Origin of the sequence: Rhizobium sp. UGM030330-04, from assembly GCF_003208455.1 — a bacterium.
In the GTDB taxonomy this organism is placed as follows: Bacteria; Pseudomonadota; Alphaproteobacteria; order Rhizobiales; family Rhizobiaceae; genus Agrobacterium; species Agrobacterium rhizogenes_A.
Window position 1 is genome coordinate 125,624 of record NZ_QKML01000014.1, and the last position, 22,558, is coordinate 148,181.

Annotated in this window: 9 protein-coding genes; 1 reads left to right on the plus strand and 8 read right to left on the minus strand. The window is 60.6% G+C overall.

The genetic code is table 11. The annotated features are described in order from the left end of the window. Positions 1-6: 6 nt before the first annotated feature. From N434_RS20555 to N434_RS20590, 8 genes are read right to left on the minus strand one after another with little or no spacing between them, the layout of a single operon-like run. The gene (locus N434_RS20555) at positions 7-7,221 is read right to left on the minus strand and encodes a non-ribosomal peptide synthetase (protein WP_110760097.1); all 7,215 of its coding nucleotides are present in this window, start codon (positions 7,219-7,221) and stop codon (positions 7-9) included. Then, on the minus strand, positions 7,218-11,651 hold the full coding sequence (locus N434_RS20560; protein ID WP_110760098.1) for a type I polyketide synthase: 4,434 nt from the start codon (positions 11,649-11,651) through the stop codon (positions 7,218-7,220). Before N434_RS20560 ends, N434_RS20555 begins: the two co-directional genes overlap by 4 nt. Before the next feature lie 37 nt (positions 11,652-11,688). After that, the gene (locus N434_RS20565) at positions 11,689-12,252 is read right to left on the minus strand and encodes a 3-methyl-L-tyrosine peroxygenase-related protein (RefSeq protein WP_110760099.1); all 564 of its coding nucleotides are present in this window, start codon (positions 12,250-12,252) and stop codon (positions 11,689-11,691) included. Then, positions 12,249-12,767, minus strand: a complete 519-nt coding sequence (locus tag N434_RS20570) for a siderophore biosynthesis protein (protein WP_110760100.1) — start codon at positions 12,765-12,767, stop codon at positions 12,249-12,251. Before N434_RS20570 ends, N434_RS20565 begins: the two co-directional genes overlap by 4 nt. 11 nt (positions 12,768-12,778) lie before the next feature. Then, positions 12,779-13,018 (minus strand): MbtH family protein, encoded by a 240-nt coding sequence (locus N434_RS20575; protein ID WP_110760101.1) that lies wholly within the window; start codon positions 13,016-13,018, stop codon positions 12,779-12,781. Positions 13,019-13,032: 14 nt separating this feature from the next. Further along, the gene (locus N434_RS20580; RefSeq protein WP_110760102.1) at positions 13,033-14,508 is read right to left on the minus strand and encodes an aminotransferase class III-fold pyridoxal phosphate-dependent enzyme; all 1,476 of its coding nucleotides are present in this window, start codon (positions 14,506-14,508) and stop codon (positions 13,033-13,035) included. Further along, positions 14,505-15,401, minus strand: coding sequence for a class I SAM-dependent DNA methyltransferase (locus tag N434_RS20585; protein WP_110760103.1), 897 nt, complete (start codon positions 15,399-15,401; stop codon positions 14,505-14,507). The genes N434_RS20580 and N434_RS20585 overlap by 4 nt, the downstream gene beginning before the upstream one ends. After that, on the minus strand, positions 15,398-19,966 hold the full coding sequence (locus tag N434_RS20590) for a non-ribosomal peptide synthetase (protein ID WP_110760104.1): 4,569 nt from the start codon (positions 19,964-19,966) through the stop codon (positions 15,398-15,400). The genes N434_RS20585 and N434_RS20590 overlap by 4 nt, the downstream gene beginning before the upstream one ends. A gap of 337 nt (positions 19,967-20,303) precedes the next feature. Between N434_RS20590 and N434_RS20600 the strand changes: the two genes are divergently transcribed. Then, entirely contained in the window at positions 20,304-22,541 is a 2,238-nt protein-coding gene (locus N434_RS20600; protein ID WP_286172367.1) for an AMP-binding protein, read from the plus strand. The last annotated feature ends 17 nt before the right edge of the window (positions 22,542-22,558 follow it).

Genomic DNA, 22,558 nt, shown 5'->3' on the forward strand with positions numbered 1-22,558 from the left:
TCACGTCTACTGGTCCTTTTGGCCGGAGAGCAGCTGCTCCAGCATTTTATCCACGTCATCATCGGAAAGGTCGCTTACGGATGTCTGCGCGGCGATCGGGGAAATTCCCGCATCCACGCCGCCCGGCAGGGACGGTGAAAGAGAGCCGAGCAATTCCGACTGGGCTTTGACGGTGGTGGCCCCGAAGAGCTGAGCGAGCGTCAGGTGCACCGAAAACTCCTGCCTTATGCGCGACAGCAGCTGCATGATCGTCAGGGAATCGCCGCCCGCTTCGAAGAAGTTGTCCTCTACGCCGGCGCTGTTACCGGACAGGAGCTCATGCCAGATCGCCAGCAATGCGGCCTCGTTTTCGGTTGCCGGAGCAACGCTGTGGCGTGCCCTCGCGCCCGGTGCGGGCAGGGCCTTTCGGTCAACCTTGCCGTTGGCGCTGAGAGGCAGCCGCTCCATGATCACGAATTCGCGCGGGACCATATAGGCGGGAAGTTTTGCGGCAAGAAAGGCGCGCAGCCGCTCAGAGAGGGTTTCACCCCGCATTTGCGCGGATGCCTGCCACTGTGTGCTCCATGCGGGATCGATGGACCCTCCGGCGAGCACGTAAAGCGGCTCCTCGTCTTCTTCGGTTGCCAGTGCCGATGCGATGGCGGTCAGATCGACGCCGCCGGCCGCGCACAGGCCGATATCGAGACGCGGTGCATGCAGCATCATCACCTGCGCCATATGGCCGGCTTCCAGCAGGCAGAAGTCTCTGGCCTTTTGCCCGTAGCTGCGCGCCATGGCCGCCTTGAGGCCGGTGAAAACCACGAGGAAAGCGCTTTGCCTGACGATATCGTCGCTTTTACCGGCGATTGCCGCGATCTGTTCCTGCGAAACGGCTGCCAGAAATTCCAGCCGGTGTTCGGCGGAATGATGACGATACCAGCCGGCGGACAGCCCGTCGATCCGGCCGTCCTGGACCAGAATATGGGTCTGAACCGGATAAAGTCCTCCCGCTGACGGGTAAAGCGCCTTTTTTAGCGGTGTGCCGGGGACATCGAAGGCCCTTATGCTGGCGAGCAGATGGCCGATGCTCTGAAGCTCGGCGGGAGCGCTCAAAAACCGGCGATGACTTTGCCGGGCGATCGCTTCATGGAACAGGCCGTCCGGCGTGGCTAAATCGATGGTTCTTCCGGCATCGCCTAATCTGCCGTCGGCCAAGCCGCCATCGCCTGACCGGCCGGCCTTCGCTTCCAGTTTGCCGATGAGGCTGCCTTGGGTATCCGGAACGATATAGGCAACGAGGGCAGGTGGCTGGCCTGTCGTCGTTACCACGGCTTCGGCGACATTTTCATTTTGCAGCAGCGCGGTCTCGATTTCCCCGAGCTCGATCCTGAAGCCGTTGACCTTCACCTGGAAATCTTCGCGCCCGAGAAACTCCAGCAGTCCCTCCGGCCGCAGCCGTCCGAGATCGCCGGTTTCGTAAAGCAGCAGCGCGCCGTTTCCAGCCTCTTCTTCGTCCGCGAAATTGTCGGGAATGAAGCGTTCGGCGGTCAGCTGCGGCCGCCCCCAGTAACCACGCGCAACACCGATGCCGCCGATAAACAGCCGGCCCGTGACCCATGGCGGGCAGGGCCGCCCCTGATCGTCGAGGACATACCAGCGCTGGTTCGCCAGCGGCTGGCCATAGGGGATACTCGTCCAGTCCCGCAGTGCTTCCCCGATCGGGTGGAAAATCGACCAGATGGAAGCTTCGGTTGCCCCGCCGAGGCTGATGAGATCGGCATCTGGCAATTGTGCTTTCAGGGAAGGAGGCAGGCTGACGGGAATCCAGTCTCCGCTCATCATGATCAGGCGCAGGGGTGGTTTTTCCCTGAGCGCTGGCAGCTCGGCCAGCAGCAATTGCGCAAGGGCTGGCACCGAGTTCCATACCGTCACCCGATGTTGCAGCAGAAGCTTCATCCAGCGGGCATTATCCGACACTTCCTCGCGCACGGGAACGACGATGGCGCCGCCAACCGCAAGCGGACCGAATATATCATAGACCGAAAGATCGAAGCTCAGAGACGAGAGCGCGAAAACCCGGTCCTCAGTGGAAACGCCAAAGCGGCGATTGATGTCGAGGATCGTATTCAGCGCTCCGCGATGATCGATCATCACGCCCTTCGGTTTGCCGGTCGAACCCGAGGTGAAGATGATATAGGCAAGATCCGATGGTTTGGTCACTGAGGGTGAAGGTCTGGCTCCGCCATCTTCGGGAACCGCGATCACGGTTACCCGCTGCGGCCAGTCACCTCCTTCGGCGATGACGAGATCGGCCGCCGTGTCCTCCACAAGCTCGAAACGCCGCCCCGCAGGCAGGTCGGGGTCAACAGGCACATAGGCCGCGCCGCTTGCCAGAATGCCGAGGCAGGCGATCACCTGACCTGCGCCCTTCGGCAGAGAAACGGCAACCCGGTCGTTCGGACCTGCTCCGGCCTTCTGCAGATCAGCCGCCAGCGCCAGCGCCCGTTGGGCCACCTGTCCGTAGGTCAGTTCGATGCCGCCTGCGCAGACGGCGATCTTGTCAGGGCTTTCCGCAGCTCTCTCGAAAAATGCCTCATGCAGGAGCTGCGTGTCGTCGGGAAGCGCGATTTTCGCCCTGTCGTTCAGCGTTTTGAACGCCTGGCAATCAACGATGTCAGGCTCGGTCTGCCATGCCGCGTCGTCGCTGGCCAGCGCCCGCAGCAGGGTCTCATAGGCGGCAAACATCATGTCCAGCATCGCAGGCGGAAAAAGTTCCTCGACCGCATCCCAGTTATAGACGAGCTCGCCCTGATCTTCGGAAACCTGATGGTCGAGATATACCTGCGGCGTCTGGCTGACGCTGTCCACCAGTCGTGTATCGAGACGCGGAGCATTGTCGTCTCTCGATGACTGGCCCAGAACGCTGGTGAAAACCACGGGCATCAGGGCGCCGCCGGAGCGCCCGTTCTGTTTCGCAAGTTCGCGAAGCACGGAAACGCCGCTGAAAAGCCGGTGTTCCAGATCTTCCATCAGGCGCAGCTGAACCTGACGGGCACGCGTGGTGAAGTCGGCGCGGGCCGAAAAATCGAGCCCCAGCAGGAGTGACGCCGTGAAGTCGCCGACGATCTTTTCCACGTCCTGATGAACCGGCTCACGATTGAAGACGGTGAGATTGAGGGTGAAATCCTGACGCCTGCTCCAGCGCGCCAGAACCTCCGCAAAGATTGTCATGATCGCGGCTGTCGGGGTGAGGCCGGCGCTCTGGGCCAGTTCCTTGAAGCGTGACCAGTCTTTCGCGGCAAGCCGGCCCCGGCGACGCGTGAAGCGCGGATGCTCGATCTGCGATGGGTTGCATGCCAGCGGCAAATCCGGTGAGGCTGGCAGGGCGGCTATCCGGGCAGACCAGTGCTCCCGCGCCCGCTCATAGGCTGCACTGTTATGGGCGGATTTCTCAAACAGAACATAATCCCGGAATGTCAGTCCGATTTCGGGAAGCGCGCGTTTCTGCATGAGCGCCGCGAGCTCGGTGCCCATCAATTTCAGCGACCAGGCGTCACCGATGAGAACATCGAAACTGACGAATAGCCTCGTTGTTTTTTCATCGAGCCGGGCAGCTTCGATGTGAAACAGCGGCCAGCGGTCCGCCTTGAAAATATTGTGAGACAGCCTGTTTCTGATGTCCATCAGGCACGTGGCGCGATCGGCCGCATCACGCAGGTCCACCACCGGCAACGCGTAATGGGGAACGTCTGCCAGCACGCGCTGCCGCCCGTCGGCATCAACGATCGCGCGCAGCATGTCGTGGCGCGCGACAAGACCGTTTATGGCGTTTTCCAGCGCACCCGTATCGAGATTGTCGATATCGAATTCCCGATAGCCGTGGGAACCGACGCTGCCGAGCTCAAAACCCTGGTTGCGGCCGATCCAGTATGCATGCTGGATATCCGTCAGCGGAAACGGCTCATGGCGGTCTTCAGGATTATGGACCACTGCAAAGCCGTCGACGTTGAGGGCGTCTGCGGCCTCATTATCAAGCCGGTTTGCCAGCCCAGCGATTGTTGGTGTCTCGAAAATTGCTTTCAGCGGCAGTGAAACCCCGAAATCGGCCTTGATACGGGCAATGATCCTGATGGCGAGCAGCGAATGTCCGCCCATCTCGAAGAAGCTGCGCTCGACATCGATCATGCTGGTCTGAAGGACGTCCTGCCATATGGCTACAAGCCGTTCCTCGATTTGGTTTCGCGGTGCGGTACCGCAGCCCTCTGGCGTCTTTATTTCAAGTGCGCGCAGGGCACTCCGGTCGATCTTTCCGTTCGGCAGATGCGGCATGGCCGGCAGGATGGTCCATAAGGCCGGGACGAGGTGGGAGGGCAGCTGCCTTGCCAGTGCAGAGCGGATGTCGTCCACCGTCAGCTGTCGTCCAGCATCGAGTGAAATATAGGCGGCCAGCTGGCGTTCCGGGCTTGCTTCATCGCCGATGACTGCAATGACGGCCTCGTTGACGCCGTCGATATCCTCGAGCCGGTGCTCGATCTCGCCGGTCTCGATCCGCAGGCCCCTGATCTTGACCTGATTATCGAGACGTCCGTGGAATTCCAGCGTGCCATCCGCGCGGCGCCTGACCCGGTCGCCGGTGCGGTAGAGATAGGCGCACGACCTGCCGGAAAAAGCGTCCGGAACGAAACGCTCGGCCGTCTGGCCCGGGCGTCGCAGATATCCGCGGGTGACGCCGGCTCCGCCTAGATAAAGTTCGCCCGCAAGACCGTCAGGCCGGAGACGTCCGGCCCGGTCGAGGACATAGGCTTCCGTTCCGGGCAGGGGTGCGCCGATGGAAACCGTTTTTTCCCCGTTGACGGCGCAAACCATCGCACCTGTCGAATAGGTCGTATCTTCCGAAGGCCCGTAGAGATTGTGTATGCGCGCCTGCGGTGCCTTCTTCGCCAGTTCTTCAAGCAGGACCGGAGGCAGCGGTTCCCCGGCGAGATTGATGGTGCGAACGGATGTCGGAAGCGTGTCGTGGCGCAGATATTCGCGCAGCAAACTCGGAACGGTGTTGATCAGGCTGACCTCGGCGACATGCTGCAAACGCGGCAGATCGAAGAGCGTGTTGGCCAGAACCAACTGACCGCCGCAGGAAAGCGTGCCGAAAATCTCGAATATCGAGAGATCGAAGCACACTGAGGTCGATGCCAGGACACCTGCCAGCTCGTCACCGGTGAAATTGCTGCCGGTCCACTGCATGCGGGCGGCGGCATTGCCATGCGTGATCGCCACGCCCTTCGGTCGTCCCGTCGAGCCTGATGTATAGATGATATAGGCGAGATCGGCTGGATCGCAGGCGTGAGCTGCGGAAAAGACCGCATCGGGAAGTTTACCGACCTCAAGGAGGGTCAGTTCATCCGTGGCGTCGAATGCCAGCCGATCGCTATCCGTCAGGACGACCCTGATGGCCGCATCCCGTGCAATGAAGGCAAGCCTCTCGGACGGATAGTCCGGGTCGAGCGGCACATAGGCCGCGCCGGCTTTCAACACACCGAACAGGGCCGCGATGAGATCCGGCGTGCGCTGCATGCAGACGCCGACGATGGAGCCACGGCCAAACCCGCGGGCGGCGAGCGCAGCGGCGATCGCATCACTTCGTTGATCTAGCTCCCGGTAGGTGAGGCTGCCATGTTCGCTGGCCACTGCGGATTTTTCCGGTGTGCGCGCCGCCTGCGCCGTCAGCATCTCGTGCAGGCAAAGTCCGTTGGGTGTCAGAGCTTGACCGGCAGACCGGCGGATCTGCTCCTGCTGCTCCTCGTCGCAAAGAAGGGAGAATTCCGATATCCGGCGGGCGGGGTCTTCGGCGATCGTGCGCAATACATGTTCGAAACGCCGCCAGATCGTGGCGACCGTCTCCTCATTGAAGAGATCGGTTGCATATTCGATCTTGCCGCCGATGTCGGGGTCATTGTCCTCGAGGTTGAAGCGGATTTCGTTTTTTGCAGCACCATCGGGCAGGCGCAGTGTCTCGATGGCAAGACCGTCGAGTTCCGGCAATCTTGCCAGATTGTGCTGAAGATCGAATTTTGCCTGAAACAGCGGCGTCATCTCGGACAGGGAGCGTTTTGGATTGAGAGCCTCGACGATCCGCTCATAAGGCACGTCCTGGTTCGCCAGGCCGGTGCGGACGGTCTCGCCGACGCGCTGCAGCAGGCCGGAGAAATCCGGATTGCCCGCAAGATCGGTACGCAGCACCAGCGTGTTGACCAGAGGGCCGATCATCGCCTGGGTTTCCGGCCGGTCGCGGTTTGCGACTTCGCTGCCCACGACGATGTCGTCGCTGTCGCAATAGAGATGCAGCACCAGTTTGAAAGCGGAGAGAAGCAGAACGTAGAGGCTGACATTATGTGCCCGTGCCAGCGCCCTCAGCTGTCCTGAAAGTGCAGGGTCGACGGAAACCGCAAATTGTGCGCCGAGGAAAGTGGCGATGGGCGGTCGCGGACGGTCGAATGGCAGGTCCAGCACCGGCAGATCCGTTCCGAGCGCCTTTTTCCAGTATGCGAGCTGGTTTTCAAGCACCGGGCCGCGCAGCATCTTTCCCTGCCAGATCGCCCAGTCGGCATATTGAACGCGAATATCAGGCAGATGGTGTGACTGGCCGGTCGTCTCCTTGTAGAAGCCCGCGAGGTCACGGGCGAGCACGGTCATGGACCACCGGTCGCCGGCGATGTGATGCAGCCCGACCGCCAGCAGATGATCTTCGGCCGAAAGGCGCACCAGCATTGCGCGCAATTGCGGATTGCTCAGGTCATAGGGCTCGGAAAGCCGTTGCAGGATGTGCTGTTTGGCTGCGGCTTCCGCATCGGTGTCCTGCGCGAGGTCGAGGAATTCGATTGCCGCGTCGCCGGCCGCCAGAATATCCTGTTCCGGAAAGCCGTCGGCGCCGGGAATGAAGCGCGTTCGCAGCGGTTCATGCCGTTGTACGACCTTCGCCAGCGCCTCTTCCAGCGCCGTCCTGTCGAGTTTCCCGCGAAACCGCAGGATGCTGCGCATATTGTAAGCTGTGTTGTCAGGTTCAAGCTGCTGCATGAACCACAGGCGTTGCTGCGCAAAGGACAGGGGCCGATCACCATCGCCTTCCTCACGTCCAGGAATGACAGAGTCGAGAGCCGACTGATATCCCCGCTCGGCAAGACGCTGCTCTATGAGGCGACGGCGCTCGGGCGAAAGGTTCGCGAGTTTGGCGTAGAATTCGTTCATCGTGCTTCTGCTCCTCCAAGCGCGCTCTGGACTTCACTGTCGGAAAGGCTTTCGATTTCCATCAACAGCGCTGCCATCTCGTCCAGGTCGCCTTCATCAGGCATATGGGCGGTAATCATGCTCGCCACGCGGGCGACCGTCGGGTTTTCGAAGAGGAGTTCACGCATTTCGATCTTGACCGGGAATGTTTCCCTGAGCTTGGCGACAACGCGGATGGCCAGAAGCGAGTGGCCGCCCAGCTCATAAAACCCGTCATCGACGCCGATCCCGCTCACGCCGATCAGTTCTTCGAAAATGCCCGCGACTGTGGTTTCGATATGGGTGCGCGGGGCAATGAAGGGTGTGGACATCGCCGGCCTTGCACGGCCCGAAACAGCCGCCTTCGACAGCTGCGCCTTCTTGACCGCCGTCGGTGCAACGGTGATGTCGCTGCGCGAAAGCATCGTTGTGCCGGTAATGCCGTTCTCGATGATCTTTCTCGTCAGGTCCCAGGCATCATCAGAGGCAACCGCATAGGCGTTGGTATCGAGCGATGAACGTTTGCCGGCGGTCAGCACATCGATGAGCGGATAACCAATGGCGAACCAGGGCATTCTCGCGCTGCGCGACTGGGCAGCCACAACCAGCTCCACCGCCTGATATCCTGATGTATAGGCGGCCAAGCCCACACCGCCGATGACGGTTGCGAGCGATGACTGGATGCAGCAGAAACCTGCCCGCCGTTGCTCCATCGCCTTTATGAGCGCCTGCAGCGGCGCGATGCGAACCGCTTCATTGTAGCTGAGATGCGTGTCGTCCATCATTGAGAGCGGCGCTGCCGCCTGCCGGTTTGCCTGAGGCATGCTCAGAAAAATTCCGTCGATCCGGCCATGCCTCGAAACCACCTCATCGAGTGCCGCGCCGATGGCAGCCGGATCATTGCAGTCGATCCGGCGCGTATCGATAGCTGCATCCAACTGAATGGCGGTCTCCGCATCCTTGATGGATTGCAGCACGGACAGGCGTGTGCCGGATATTTTCGCCAGATGATCCAGCCAGACGGTGCCGACACCTTCGGCGATATTGCCGATCACGACATAAATGCCGTTTTTCTTCAGGCGGACGGATGCCTGCGGTTCAGGCAGGTCGAGCGGCGCAAATCCATGCGACCAGCGATGCGGGCCCCTTATGGCGATCGCTGGACCGCTTCCGTTGAATTCCGCCAGGAGGCGATCCGCAACCGCCTGATCCGCCATGTCCTGCGCCACCATGATATCGATGTGCCTGCAGGTCAGGTCTTCATATTCCTGGCCCGCAACCTTCAGGATGCCCGGCAACTGAGACTGCAGCTCGTCGAGATTTTCCAGGCCGGTAACATCCGTTGCGCCATTGGTCACCAGCGTCAGATTACTTTTGTGTCCCTGTGCGGTGAGCGCCCGCACGAGATTGAGCAGGGTCGTAACCTCGTCCCGCCGGCCGGGCTTCAGCGGCCAGAGATATAGGATGTCCTGTGGCAGAGCCCCGCGTTCGCCCAGGGTATCGAGCAGCCGGGCAAAATCTGCCGCGGAATGTCCGGCAAGGCTGAAGCAGCGGAAATCGCACTCGTCGAACCTGTCGCCTTCAATGGCGCGATAGGCCTGGGCGCCGGCGCCTTCCAGCCGTGCGGCGAGGGATTTGCCGATGCGTCCTTCATCAAGGATCAGGACACGGCGGTTTCTGCAATCTGCCGGGGTTGCGGGCGGCAGGCGCTGCCATGTCGGACGATAGATTCTGGCGCTGTCGACGGCGGTGGAGACAGGCGCCTGGTTTTCTGCCGTCTGGGCGGAAATCCAGTAACGCTGCCCCTGAAACGGATAGGTTGCGAGCGGCACGCGGCTGCCTTCAGACGATACGGCCTGCCAGTCGAAGTGCCCCCCGGTCCGCCAGTATTGTCCCAGTGCGGCAAGGTACTGGCTCGTCTCGTTTTCCGGTCTGGCACGGCCAAGGCACGGTATGATCCGGTCTTCCGCGATAGCCTGTTCGCTTATGAGACCCGACAGTGCCGAGCCGGGCCCGGCCTCGATGAAGACTGTATTGTCGATGCCGAGAAGGGTTCGCATTCCCTCGTCGAAACGCACGGTCTGTTCCAGATGTCTGGCCCAGTAATTCGGATCCGTCGCCTGCGAGGCGCTCAGCCAGGTTCCCGTCACATTGGAGATCATCGCAATGGATGGCGGGGAAAACCTGACATTTCGCAGTTCCTCCAGATAGCGCGCTGCGGCCTGCGCCATCATCGGCGAATGGAATGCATGTCCGGTCTTCAGCCGCCGCGTCACGTAACGCGCCTGTTTGAGTTCCGTTTCAAGCCTTGCGATAGCATCCGTGCTGCCTGAAACGACGCTGAGGCCCGGCGCATTGCTGGCCGCCAGGGCGGTGTCTGTGTTAAGCCAGCGGTCGATCGGCGCGTCGGGATGAACGACCGCAAGCATTGCACCGGGGGCGGCCTGTTGCATTAACCGGCCGCGCGCCACCACAAGCGAAAGTGCCGTATCCAGATCGAAGACGCCCGCCAGGCAGGCCGCCACATATTCGCCGATGCTGTGGCCATGGAGAGCCCGCGGTATCACACCCTGCGCCATCCATGCCTTTGCAAGGGCATATTCCACGGCAAACAGCGCCGGCTGGGCAAATTCCGTATTATGGATATCCTCATGTCCGGCAAAGAGATCAGCGCGGAAATCGCGTTGCATGACCTTGGAAAGACGATCCGCGCAGGCATCGAAAGGCGCACGGAAAAGCTCCACCCGCTCGTAGAGATCCTTGCCCATTCCGGCATATTGGCTTCCCTGTCCGGGAAACAGGAAAACCGGGGACGGCGCGCTGCCGGCAATGGATGGTTTTTGTGCAGCAAGACGGTGCAGTTCCGTTGCGGCTGACGCCAGATCATCCGCAACCAGCGATTGGCGATGGCTGAAAGCCTTCCGGCCATGACGCAGCGTGAAGGCAACGTCGTTGATCGCAAGTTCCGGGTTCGCCTCGAACGCTTTCGCCTGTGCCGAAAGCAGTGCCGAGAGGTCTGCATCATTGCGCGCTGAAAATACCAGAAGCTGCGGCGATGCCGGTTGCGTCTTGGCGCGCGCGCCGGCGTCGGTTGGTGCCTCTTCCAGCACCAGATGCGCATTCGTTCCGCCGATACCGAGAGAACTGATGCCGGCTCTCCGGGGGCTTTCCCCAGCATCCCAATCCCGCAGGGCCGTATTGACCGCAAAGGGGCTTGCCGGGAAGTCGATCTTCGCGTTTGCCTGTTTGAAATGAAGGCTTGCGGGGATCCTGCCGTACTTGAGGCAAAGCACGGTCTTGATGAAGCCTGCAATGCCTGCGGCGGTATCGAGGTGGCCGATATTGGTTTTCACGGAGCCAATGGCGCAATATCCGGTGCGCGTCGTCGTCTTGCGAAAGGCCTGCGTCAGCGCCGCGATCTCGATGGGGTCGCCCAGCGATGTTCCCGTGCCATGCGCTTCGATATAACCGATGGAATCGGCTGATATTCCTGCGGCGGCGTGGGCCTCGCTTATGACCATCGCCTGGCTGTCCACCTGCGGCGCGGTAAAGCTAGCCTTCAGCGCGCCGTCATTGTTGATGGCCGAACCGATGATGACAGCATCGATCGTGTCGCCGTCTGCAAGTGCATCTTCAAGACGCTTCAGCACGACAACGCCGACGCCGCTGCCGGGAACGGTCCCGGCGGCATCCGCATCGAATGCCCGGCAATGCCCGTCAGGAGACAATATTCCGCCTTCGCGCGCCACATATCCGTGCGAACGGGAAACCGTCACGCCGCCCGCGAGGGCAATATCGCATTCGCCCGCAATGAGGCTCTGGGCCGCGACATGGATGGAAACAAGCGATGAGGAGCAGGCCGTCTGCACCGTCATGGCCGGTCCGCGCAGATTGAGCTTGTAAGCCGTGCGCGTCGCCAGAAAATCCTTGTCGTTGGCGACGAACAGTTCAAAGGGGCTGATCGATTGGCGCACCGCGGCATTGGCGTGCAGGTTCAGAAGATAGGTATTGAAGCCGCTCGAGGCATAGACGCCGATGGAACCGTCGAAAGTGTCGCCCTGATATCCGGCGCGCTCCAGCGCTGCCCAGGCGCACTCGAGAAACAGCCGCTGCTGCGGATCGAGAATTTCCGCCTCGCTGGGGCTGTAGCCGAAGAATTCGGCATCAAACTGGTCAGCCCCCTTCAGCGGTGCCGAAGCCCGCACGAAATCGGGGTCCGCAAGCTGCTCGGGCGGAACACCCAGCGCGATGAGTTCCTCGTCGGTCCATTGCTTGACCGACTCCCGGCCGTGAACCAGATTATCCCAGAAGCTCTCGATGTCGGAGGCTCCCGGAAAGCGGCCTGCCATACCGATGACGGCGACCCGAAAGGCGTTCCGATCCTGGTTTGAAGCGCTGGTATAGTCGGACATATGCAGTTCTCGCTGGATTAGAAATTGAACACGCACGTTACTTGTGGAACGGGCAGCCTTTTTTGGGCGGATCGATCATGCCGAGGCGACCGCGTTCGAAACGCTGGAGCGTATCGATTGCCTTCCGGTCGCCGTATCGCAGGCTTCCTGCGTCGGAGCCGACGAAACGTGAGCAGACGCCGACATGCCCTTCCGCCAGATATTTGTAGGCTGCGACGAATTCCGCATGTGCGTCATGGAGTTCGACCGGCAGGGTGGCGAACACGTCCTTCATTTCACGCCAGACCTGAATGAGGACGGCATGATCAAACGACATCAGCCCGCTGAAATCATCGGATTCGACTGATGGCGGCGTCATGGAGACGCGGATGGTATTTTCGTAATCCGCCTTGCTGAAGCTGGCGGCGAGGTCCATGGAGCTGGCAGATGTGCGCAGAAGCACCGCGGCGGCCCGCAATTCCCTGTCCGCTTCGGCATGGTCGCCCTCATGCACCTGCATATTGAAACGACGAAGGCACAGAACCAGTCCCTGCACGTTCATGAAAAACGCCCAGTGGAATTCGCGCCAGATCCGGGAAGGCGAGGGGGAAGCAATGGTCATCTTGCGCACTCCACGCCAAAGCACCTTGCAAGAAGCCTTGCATGAACCTTAAAACCGTCAAACTGGGCTTTTGCGGCCTTTTCCGAGAGGTGCGGCGCCCGGCAGAAAAGATCGGTAACCGACAGCGCGACCTGCAGGAAGCTGCGCAGCAGAACATGGGCGGGCTGGGCAGTGGTAATGCGGTTCACGCGGAAATACCGGTCATAGTCATTGGCGTGAAAGGACGTGAGCGGCAGGCCGCTGATATCCACGACGCCGGGGTCTGACATCGGCTTTTCCATGCTGCCCAGAAGCGCGGCGATGCGCGCGCGGCATTCGGGATGATGCAGCGTGAACGCTTCGAGGGCCTCGCAGATGATGTGCTGCAGGCGGGCTCTTTCGTGTTCTTCCGGCACCATTACCGGTGCCAGTGCCTCCGGCAGGAGCAGATCAAGAATGGCATCCTGCGCAAGCCAGTCCCTGTCCGGTCCGGCGTCCTCGCGGGGCACCGGGCTTGGCCATGGTTGGTCGTCCATGGGGTCACGTCCTATTCTTGCACGCTGGTTGTGTTTACGGCCTCGCCGTCCATCAACCGCCGCAAACTCAAGGGGCGCATGTCGGTCCACTCAACCTCGATATGATCGAGGCACGCCTGCTTCGATCCGGAAAAGCCGCTCGGTCGCCACCCTGTCGGGACCGCCTTGTAGACCGGCCATATCGAATATCGCTCCTCGTCGCTGATCACGACGTTGTAGTGCAGGTCTTCAGCCGGGGTCTGGGAACTCATGGTGGTCACTCCGATCAATGTCTGTCGAGAAGACGGTGGTCCGCCAGAGCCGTCAGGCCTTGCAGAACAGCGTCGTGAACAAAGGTGATGTCGTCATCGCTGTGGGCGGTTGAGAGAAAACCGCCGCGGTCTCCGGCACGAAGGTGAACGCCGGAGGTCAGGAGAAGGAAGGAAAGCATGGTGACAGCCTGCGGCGAGATGCGGCTGCGGGCAGCGGATATGGCAAAGAACGAACCGAAGCTCATGAACGCAACGGGCAACCCCGCATCCCTGAGCGTGCCGTTCAGCCGTTCCACGAATGCCTTGGTCCTGGCGTTGAGGCTTTCTTGCAGGGCCGGTCCGTCTTCCAGCAACCGCGTCGCAACCGCCTTTGCGGCTGCGAGCGCCAGCGGATGGCGGCAATAGGTTCCGGCAAAAAATGTCGGGGCCACTTTCGGGAAGGAGCTGTCGCCGTAAGCCCATGCTCCGCCATCGACGAAATCCATGAACCGCCCCTTGCCGGCGATGAGCGACAGCGGCAATCCGCCGCCGGCGATTTTGCCATAGGTGGCAATATCAGCATCTATGCCGAAATGGGACTGCGCGCCGCCGGGTGCGACGCGGAAGCCGGTGATCATCTCGTCGAATATCAGCGCGCTTCCGGTCTTTTCGGTCACGCTTCGCAATTCATGCAGAAACTCGCGCGGCTGCAGTTCCGGGTTCCGGCTCTGAACGGGCTCGACAAGCACGCCGGCAAGGCTTTCGCCGTGACGCCTGATATAATCGATGGAACGGGGATTGCCGTATTCCAGCAGCACGATATCGCGGGCGGAGGAAGGGGCGACGCCTGAAAAGCCGGGAACTGCTTTCGTCAGCACCATGCGTTTCAGGAGCGGCTTCAGCGCCACCAGCCATGCCGGATGAGACCGCAGCAACGCGCCCCTGCGGATATATTCGAGTTTGGTCGCCTTATGCAGGGCAGGGTCGGAATGGCCGTGATACGAGCCTGTAAACAGCACGATCTTGTCGCGCCCCGTTGCGGCACGGGCGATGCGCATGGCCGTCTGCACGGCTTCGGTGCCGGTATTGCTGAACGTGACGCGGTCTTTTCCGGTGATGCGGCAAAACAGTTCCGCGGTCTCGCCGGCCAGATCCGATTGCGGCCCAAGTGCAAAGCCCTTGGCCAGCTGTGCTTCGATTGCCGTGCGGATAAAGGACGGATTATGGCCGAAGAGATTGGTGCCGAGGCCCATGAGAATATCGACATATCTGTTGTTGTCGATGTCCTGCAAATAGGCGCCTTCCGCGTGGGTGGCGACGATGGGATACAGGGCCTCTTTGGTTTGCATCGTGAAGGGAAGGCCGATCGAGCTTTTGTCCGAAAGGAAATCCCGGTTATAGGCGGCGGCGCGCTTCGAACCCGGCGTCTTGAGATTGAAGCTGGCTACGATTGTGGTGACAGGGTCGGTCGCGGGGGCAGTCGCTGGGCCGGGATTGTTGTGAATATTCATTCGACGGCCTCCTGTGTGACTTCCTGCCCCGCGCTGTCGCCGGCAATCTTCGTGCAGAGGAAGTAGACCGCCCTCTCATCTGTCACCGGACCGCCATCGGTGCTTCGCATTTTCACCGAAAAGCCCGATGCCCGGAGAAGTTCGGTCACGGTTTCCAGATTGTGCCCCCAAACAGGGTTGGTCACGGAGTGACGCTGCCAGTTCTTTCCGGGAATGCCGAAGCGGGCGATGAGAGCGAGCCGCCGGCGATTGGAAAGCAGCCGGGCCGCCAGCCTGTATGCCGCCTCCACCGGGGAGAAGCCCGCCCCTTTTGACCTCGTATGGATTTCAACCGTGAAGGACCCCTCGTTCGACCGTGAATTATAACGAGGCGTGATCAGCCAGGCATAATCGTCGGTGAGTTCACCCTCAGCCGGCACATCGCGCCAGTAGCGCACCATCTGGCCGGGATGGTTGATGTCGAAAGCAAAAATTCCGTCATCCTTCAGGCAACGGCGAACGCTTGAAAAAACCTTCTGCAGGTCTTCGGTATTCTGGATGTGGTTCAACGATGCGCTGGTACACACCACGCCGTCAAAGGCGTGTTCAAAGGTGAAATCCCTGGCGTCCCCCAGAACGAATTCAAGATCGGGCGCATTGCCGCGGGCATGGTTTATCATGTCCTGCGAACCATCCAGCCCGGTCACGGCATATCCGCGCGCAGCCATCAGCTTTGCAAGATGTCCCGTTCCGCAGCAGAGATCGAGAACCGAAGCGCCGTCGGGCAGTTGCGAAAGAACCGCCCGTGCCAGGGGCTCGATCTTCTGCTCGCTATAGCGCGGGCCAAGCGTGTGGTTGTAGAGCCAGGCCCAATGGTCGTAATTGCCGGCTTCGCTTGATATAACTGTGCTCATCGTTCACCCTGCTTTCGCGCGTCATCGGACGTCGCGTTCAGAAAGTTGGCCTTGGCAAATGCGCGCAGATATGTTCGCAAAAGCTCGAATGTCAGCGCCGGTTCGCGGAATGGTGCGTCGGACATTGCCGCCTGTGTGAGGTGGCAATCGAAGTTGCGTGTCTGTTTTTCATCGCTCTTGCCGGCGGCGGAAGGCGAGCGCAGCAGTCCCAGCAATGGATAAAGCGGGTGGTCCGGCGTTCCACGCGCCACATCGCCCAGCATGTCCTGCCATTCCCGCTGCGAAACCCGCTTAAGCTCGATCCCTTCCATTTCGCAGGCCTCGAAGAGCCGGGCGCTTGAAACGGGGAACGAATGAATGAGATGGAAAACCTGTCCCGCCGAAGCCGGTTTGCCGGAGAGATGGACAATCGCCCGGGCCACATGGTCGACCGGCAGCATATCGAGCAGCCTTTCGCCTTCCGGCGCTGTCCCGGTGTAAAGATAGGCCTGCACCAGACGGCACAATATGTCCGAGCCGTTGAAGGCGCCGGTAACGCTGTCGCCGGATATCGCTCCCGGCCGGTAGATCGTCACCGGCAATCCCCGCTTTCCGGCTTCGTTGACGAGATGCTCCGCCACCCATTTGCTCCGGTTATAACCACCGGCGGGTGGAGCAAAGCCTTCCACGCTCTCCAGTTCGCAGACAGGCCTGGCATCGCTGCCGGAACCGCGGCGCGGCGTCAGCGCACTGAGTGTCGAGATGTGATGAACATGCCGCCCCGCCCCGGCGCAGGCCAGTTTGAGAACTTCGCGGGTTCCAAGCACATTGGTCTCGCGCAACCGCTCATACCGATGCAGATGGTGCACTTCCGCGCCATTGTGGAAAACGCAGTCGGCATTTCGGAGAATATGGTCGTAGTCTGCCGCGGCTAGCCCGAGATTTGGTTTGGAAAGCTCGCCCGTCAAAGTCGTCACACGCTCCGTCAGCACGGATTGGGGCAGGTCATATTGCCGGAAGGCCTGCCGCAGGCGGTTCATTCCGTCATCGCCACGCACCAGGCAGGTGACTTTTCTCGCCGGGTCGCGAAGCAGCTCGTGGAGCAGATAGGTGCCGAGAAAGCCGGTCGCGCCCGTCAGGAAGACGTGGGCGGTGCCGCTTTCCGCTCTTGCCGTCGCACTCGGGCGGATTGCGTCATCCAGCTCTATATCGCGCTTCAGCAGCAGGGTTTCTTCGTCGCTGCCGCTATCGCCGGCGTCTCTGGTCCGCAGGCGGTTCGCCAGCGCTTCCACCGTGGAGGCGTTGAAAAGATCGAGAACGCCGATATTGAGGCCGAACTTCTCCTTTGCGACGGCGCAGAAACGGGTGGCCAGCAGCGAGTGGCCGCCAAGCGCGAAGAAGTCATCGGTTGCGGCAACCTGATCAATATTCAGAACATGCCCGAACGCGCTGGCTATCCGGGTTTCCATTTCGCCTTCAGGCTGCCGGCCACCGGGGTTTGTTTCGGCGCGCGGCGCGGGAAGCCTTGAGGGATCGATCTTGCCGTTCACGGTGAGCGGCAGCGCCTCAAGCCAGTCGAACGTGTCGGGCACAAGGAATTTCGGCAGGCGGTTTGCCAGCCATGCGCGGATTTCCGAGGGCGTGGGTCTGAATGCCACGTCCTGATCGGTTTGAGGAACCGCATAGGCAGCAAGCCTTTTGCCGCCGCGTCCGTCGTCACGCACCGCCACAGTCGCCGAAACGATGGACGGGTGGGCAAGCAGGCCGGCCTCTATTTCCCCGGGCTCAATGCGGTATCCACGGATCTTGACCTGGCTGTCCAGCCGCCCTGACACGTGTATCCGGCCATCGGCAAGCAGCACGGCGCGATCGCCGGTGCGGTAGAGCACGCCCGCTCTCCCGTTTGTGGCAAATGGATCGGGAACGAAACGTTCGGCCGTCAGGGTCGCCCGGTCGTGATAACCGCGGGCAATGCCGCAGCCACCGATATGAAGTTCTCCCGGCACGCCGAAGGGCAACAGCTCGAGATTATCATCCAGCACATAGAGCTGCTTGTTTGCCGCAGGCCTCAGCACCGGCAGGCCGGCGCGCCCGCCTCCCATGTCGACCATGCTGGCATTGACGGTGGTTTCGGTGGGGCCGTAGGCATTGATGAAACGACGGTTCTTTCCCCATCTTTCGATGAGTTCCGGCATAGGAACTTCTCCCCCGACCAGAACGGTGCGCAGCGACGGCAGGTCGTCGACCGGCAGGGAAAGCAGGGCGGATGGCGTCATCGTCAGGTGCGTTACCTGTCGCGTGTGCAGGATGTCGGCTAATTCGGCGCCGGGAAGCGTCGCATATCCGGGCAGGAGAAGAAGCCTGGCGCCGGCGCCAAGGCTCATCACGAGTTCGGGAATGGAGGCATCAAAACTGAAGCTGAAGAATTGCAGCACACAATCGCCGGGCCTGACGTCGCAGGCACCGATCTTGTCCCTCGTCAGATTGATCAGCCCGCTATGATCGACAAGGACGCCCTTTGCCTTGCCTGTCGAGCCCGACGTGTAGATCACATAAGCCAGCTGTGACGGATGCGTCACCGTTTCAAGATTGTCGGCGCGTTCGTCGTCGGGGAAATCCTCATCCAGATTGAGCCGGTCGGCTGTCGCTGGGAGATCGATCGAGCTGTGGCTGACGACAAGCCGGGCGCTTGCATCCGACAGCATCGCACCAATCCGCTCCGCGGGATAATCCGGATCGAGAGGCAGATAGGCACCGCCTGCTTTCCAGACCGCAAGCCAGGCGACGATCATGTCGAAACCGCGCGGCAACGAGATTGCGACAACGGTTTCCGGCGTCACGCCTTTACGCTGCAGCAGGCGCGCCAGCCTGTTTGCGCGCGCGTTGAGTTCGCCATATGTCATGGTATCATCAGTTTCCGCGCGCGGCATGATGAGTGCCACGGCGTCCGGCGCGCGCGCCACATGTGCTTCGAACAGCTCATGAAAGTAGTGCGGGCCAGCGTTTTCCTGCGCCGTGCTGTTGAAGTCGCAAACCCGCTGTTGCTGTTCTTCCCGTGTCAAAAGCGCAAGGGTTGCGATCGGCAGGGAGGGGTTGGCGACGATGGATTTCAGCAGTTGCTGGAAATGGCTGGCGAACCGGCCGATCGTCTCGGCGTGGAACAGTGCGGTCTTGTATTCGACCGTGCCGGAAAGCCCGGCCTCCGTCTCGCGTAGATCGAGGCACAGGTCGAGCCTCGAAACCTTGTCCTGGCGCGCCAGCCGGCGCATTTCCAGCCCGGGAAGCCGGATGCGCTCGCGTGGTGCTGCGTCGAGCTGAAATTTCATCTGAAAGAGCGGGTGGCTGTCGGGATCGCGTTGCACGCCGACCATATCGACAATGCGCTCGAACGGCATGTCCTGATGGCTGATGACCTGCTGCAGGGTCTCATGTGTTTGCCGCAGGGCCTTTTCAAAATTGCCGAAGGGATCGACACGCGATCTGACGGGGAGAGGATTGACGAACAGCCCGACCAGATCTTCCGTCTCCACATGCGGGCGGCTGGCGACGGGCGTGCCGATCACCAGATCGGTCTGCCCGGTATAGCGGTGGATCAGCAGGTTAAAGGCGGTGAAAAGCGCCGTGAACAGCGTTGTGCCATGCGCGGCGGCAATCTTGCGCAGGGAATCGGCCGTCGCTTTGTCGATCGAGAAGTCATGCAGTTCACCTGCATGGCCATGGCCTGCGGTGCGCGCCATGTCCGTTACCAGCTGCGTTGTCTGCAAAGGCTGCGAAAGGTGCTGCTTCCAGAATTCCTCGAGTGCTCCTGCCGTTTCCGCCGCCAGACGCTGGCGCTGCCATGCGGCAAAGTCGCCATATTGTATCGGCAACGCAGCTTCCGGCGTCGCGCTGCCGGACACCTGCGCGCTGTAAAACGCGCCGAGGTCTTTCAGCAGGATTTCAGTGGACCAGCCGTCGGCGCATATGTGGTGCAGCGTAAAAACGAGGACATGGCGGCCGTCGCCGCACTTGACGACGAGCAGGCGGATGGGCGGTTCGGCGGCAAGATCGAAGGGTCTGCTCGTTTCCGCATGAATGACATCTTCGATTGCCGCATCGGCAGGTGAAATACTGACGACGGAAAAAGGCGTGTCACAATCAGCGGATATGGTTTGTCCGGGCACGCCCTTGTCGCTGTATATGCGGGCGCGAAGCACCGCGTGGCGGTTCATGACAGCGGCAAGCGCCGCCCTCAGCGCATCGAGGTCGAGCGTGCCTTGAACGTCGAGCGCAATGCAGATGTGATGCAATGCAGAGCCCGGATAGATCTGGTCGATCAGCCACAGTCTTTCCTGGGCGAATGAAAGCGGCGGGCGGGTCTCGTGGCGGGCAGGAATATTGTTCTGATCGGGTGCACCGGCTTCCGCGTGCGCCATATTGAGGAATGCCAGAATGTCGTTTTTTCTGGTCCGGATTTCGCTCATCACGACGTCGTTCAGGCGATCATCAGGGTCCGAACATTTCAGGCTGCCGGCATCGATCCAGACACGGATATTGTTTTGATGAAGCCGGGTTATGAGGGTTTCGACTGGCTCGATGTAATTCATAAGCCGCCCCTTGGCTGTATCGGCGTCACGCGATCCGGAGAACCAGCGACAAGCCCTTTCAGGCCGGCGTCAAGCAGCAGTGTCCTCATCGGTAAAACAACTATCAATTGCATATTCAGCTGCCTGAAACCGGTCGTCAATTTCAATTTCTTATTCTTGACTAGGCGATTCAAGAATTATATGCAAGAGGTAATTGTTGTCATCGAGACGCAGCGAGCAGCAACGACTGCCGCTGGCGGATAAGTATGGGCAATTGGAACGGTGAGCAACCTATGGTTGCTCGTCGCGAATATTGATGTCCCGACGTCAGGAGCTTTTTCAGATGCAGATCATACCGATGTTCGCTCGAAAGCCATCTGGGGAAAGAGATTTTATAACGATAATACATAGGCTTGACGACATTGCTGCTGACCGTCCAGCAGATGAGGCCTTCCGTTTTTATCCTGATGATCCAGGCGCTATCGATGAAAGCCGCAGTGATGGCTGGACATGGGGAGAATTGAACGCTCGCGTTAAAATTGTTTCTGACGAGGTTTCCAGAACGGGTCTTGTCGGGCAGGGCGGCCGGGTCCTCATCGTTTACCCGCCCGGTCTCGCCTTCATCGCAGCCTTTCTCGGATGCCTGCATGCCGGTGCCGTTCCGGTGCCTGTCCCGGCGCCGCGGCGGAATGAAGGAATACACCGTTGGTTGCATATTGCGAAAGACGCCGGCATCTCGGGAATAGTGTGCGCCGCCGAATTGAAGGAGCTGCTGGAACCGCTTCAGAGGGCCGTCGGCCATGGATTTTGCCTTGCGCCTTCAGGCGCCGATCCCAATATTCCGCTGCAGGATCTTACGCCTTCCTCGAGCCTTCCAGCGGTTCTCGACGGAAGCCGGATTGCATTTCTGCAATATACATCCGGTTCGACCAGTGATCCGAAAGGCGTCATGGTCACGCATGCCAATCTGATGGCCAATTTGCGGCAGATCAGCCTTGCGTTTCATTATGGCCCGGAGGATCGGTCCGCGACATGGTTGCCCCATTATCACGACATGGGGCTGATCGACGGCATCCTGTCACCGATCTTCAACGGATTTCCGGTGTCGATCATGGCGCCTGCGAGCTTTCTGCGACGGCCGCTGCGGTTCCTTGAACTGGCGACGCAAAACCGGGCGACCATCATAGGCGGACCGAATTTCGCCTATGAGCATTGTGCCGACCGCTACAGTGAAGAAGCCGCCGCGCAGCTTGATCTCTCCACGGTCCGGATCGCCTATAATGGTGCGGAGCCGGTGCGCCCGCACACGCTGAGGCGCTTCAGCGCGCTGTTTGCCGACCATGGCTTTCGGCATGAAGCCTTTTATTGCTGCTATGGCCAGGCCGAAGCCACGCTTTTCCTGACCGGAAATGCACCGTCCGATCCGCCGCAATTGCGGAGTTTCGAGCGTGAAACGCTGGCAAAGCAGGGAACGGCGCTGCCGCTCCCCGCTGGTGCGGATGAGCATGATGCAATCGAACTTGCGGCCTGCGGCCGTCCCGGAGCGGATATCGAGATCGTTGTCATGGAGCCCGAGGAAAACCGGCTGCTCGACGATGGGCAGGTCGGCGAATTGTGGATACGTGGTCCGAATGTCACGCCCGGTTATTGGGCGAGGGCAAAAGCAAGCGCGGAAAGCTTTGACCAGAAAATTGCCGGTGAGGGTGGCTGGCGCCGCACGGGCGATCTTGGCTTTCGCCATGACGGGCAATATTTCATTACCGGCCGCCTGAAGGATCTCATCATCATCAGGGGGCAGAACCATCACCCCGAGGACATAGAGCAGACCGCCTTCTCGTCGCATGCCGCGCTCGCACAGGGGCGGGCGGGTGCTTTTGCGCTTGATGTGGATGGTGAGGAACAGGTCGGTCTCGTCTGCGAGCTTACCCGTGATGGTCTGCGCAATCTGGATGCCGAAGCCGTTCTGCACGCCATTCGCGGGGCCATCTCCCGTGTTCACAAGCTCAAGCTTGCCACCATCGTCCTCATCCGCCCGAGCAGCCTGCCGCGCACGCCGAGCGGCAAGGTCCGGCGTTTTGCCTGCCGCCAGGATCTGCTGAACGACAATCTCAAGGTGGTCGAGCGTTGGGAGGCCACCCCGCAGGCGAATTTCACGCCGGTTGCCGACCCGGGTGCGGTTGTCGACTGGGCGCAACAATTGTCTCGGGTTGACCGATCCCGGCATCCGGCTTTGCTTCGGCAGTGGATCAGGGAGGAAGTTTCATGGCTTTCCCGTCTTCCTGCCGGAACCCTGCCCGCTGCAAATGTCGGTTTTTTTGATCTCGGACTGGATTCCGTTGCACTTGTCGGCCTTGCCGGAACGCTGGAGCGTGAATTGGGTATCAGAACACAACCGACGCTGTTTTTCGAGCATGCGACGATCGATGCGCTGGTGGATCATCTGTGCAGCGATCTCCTCGCCCCCGAGGTAACGACGCAAGTGCAGGAGAGGTCGGTGCAGAACTCCCGGTCGGACGAAGAGGGGGAAGAAAGCGACCTGTCGTCCGAACTGGCTGCCCTGTCATCACTTCTGCAGGCTGGAACAGGCCGAAAATAATCTCACGCTTTTCATGC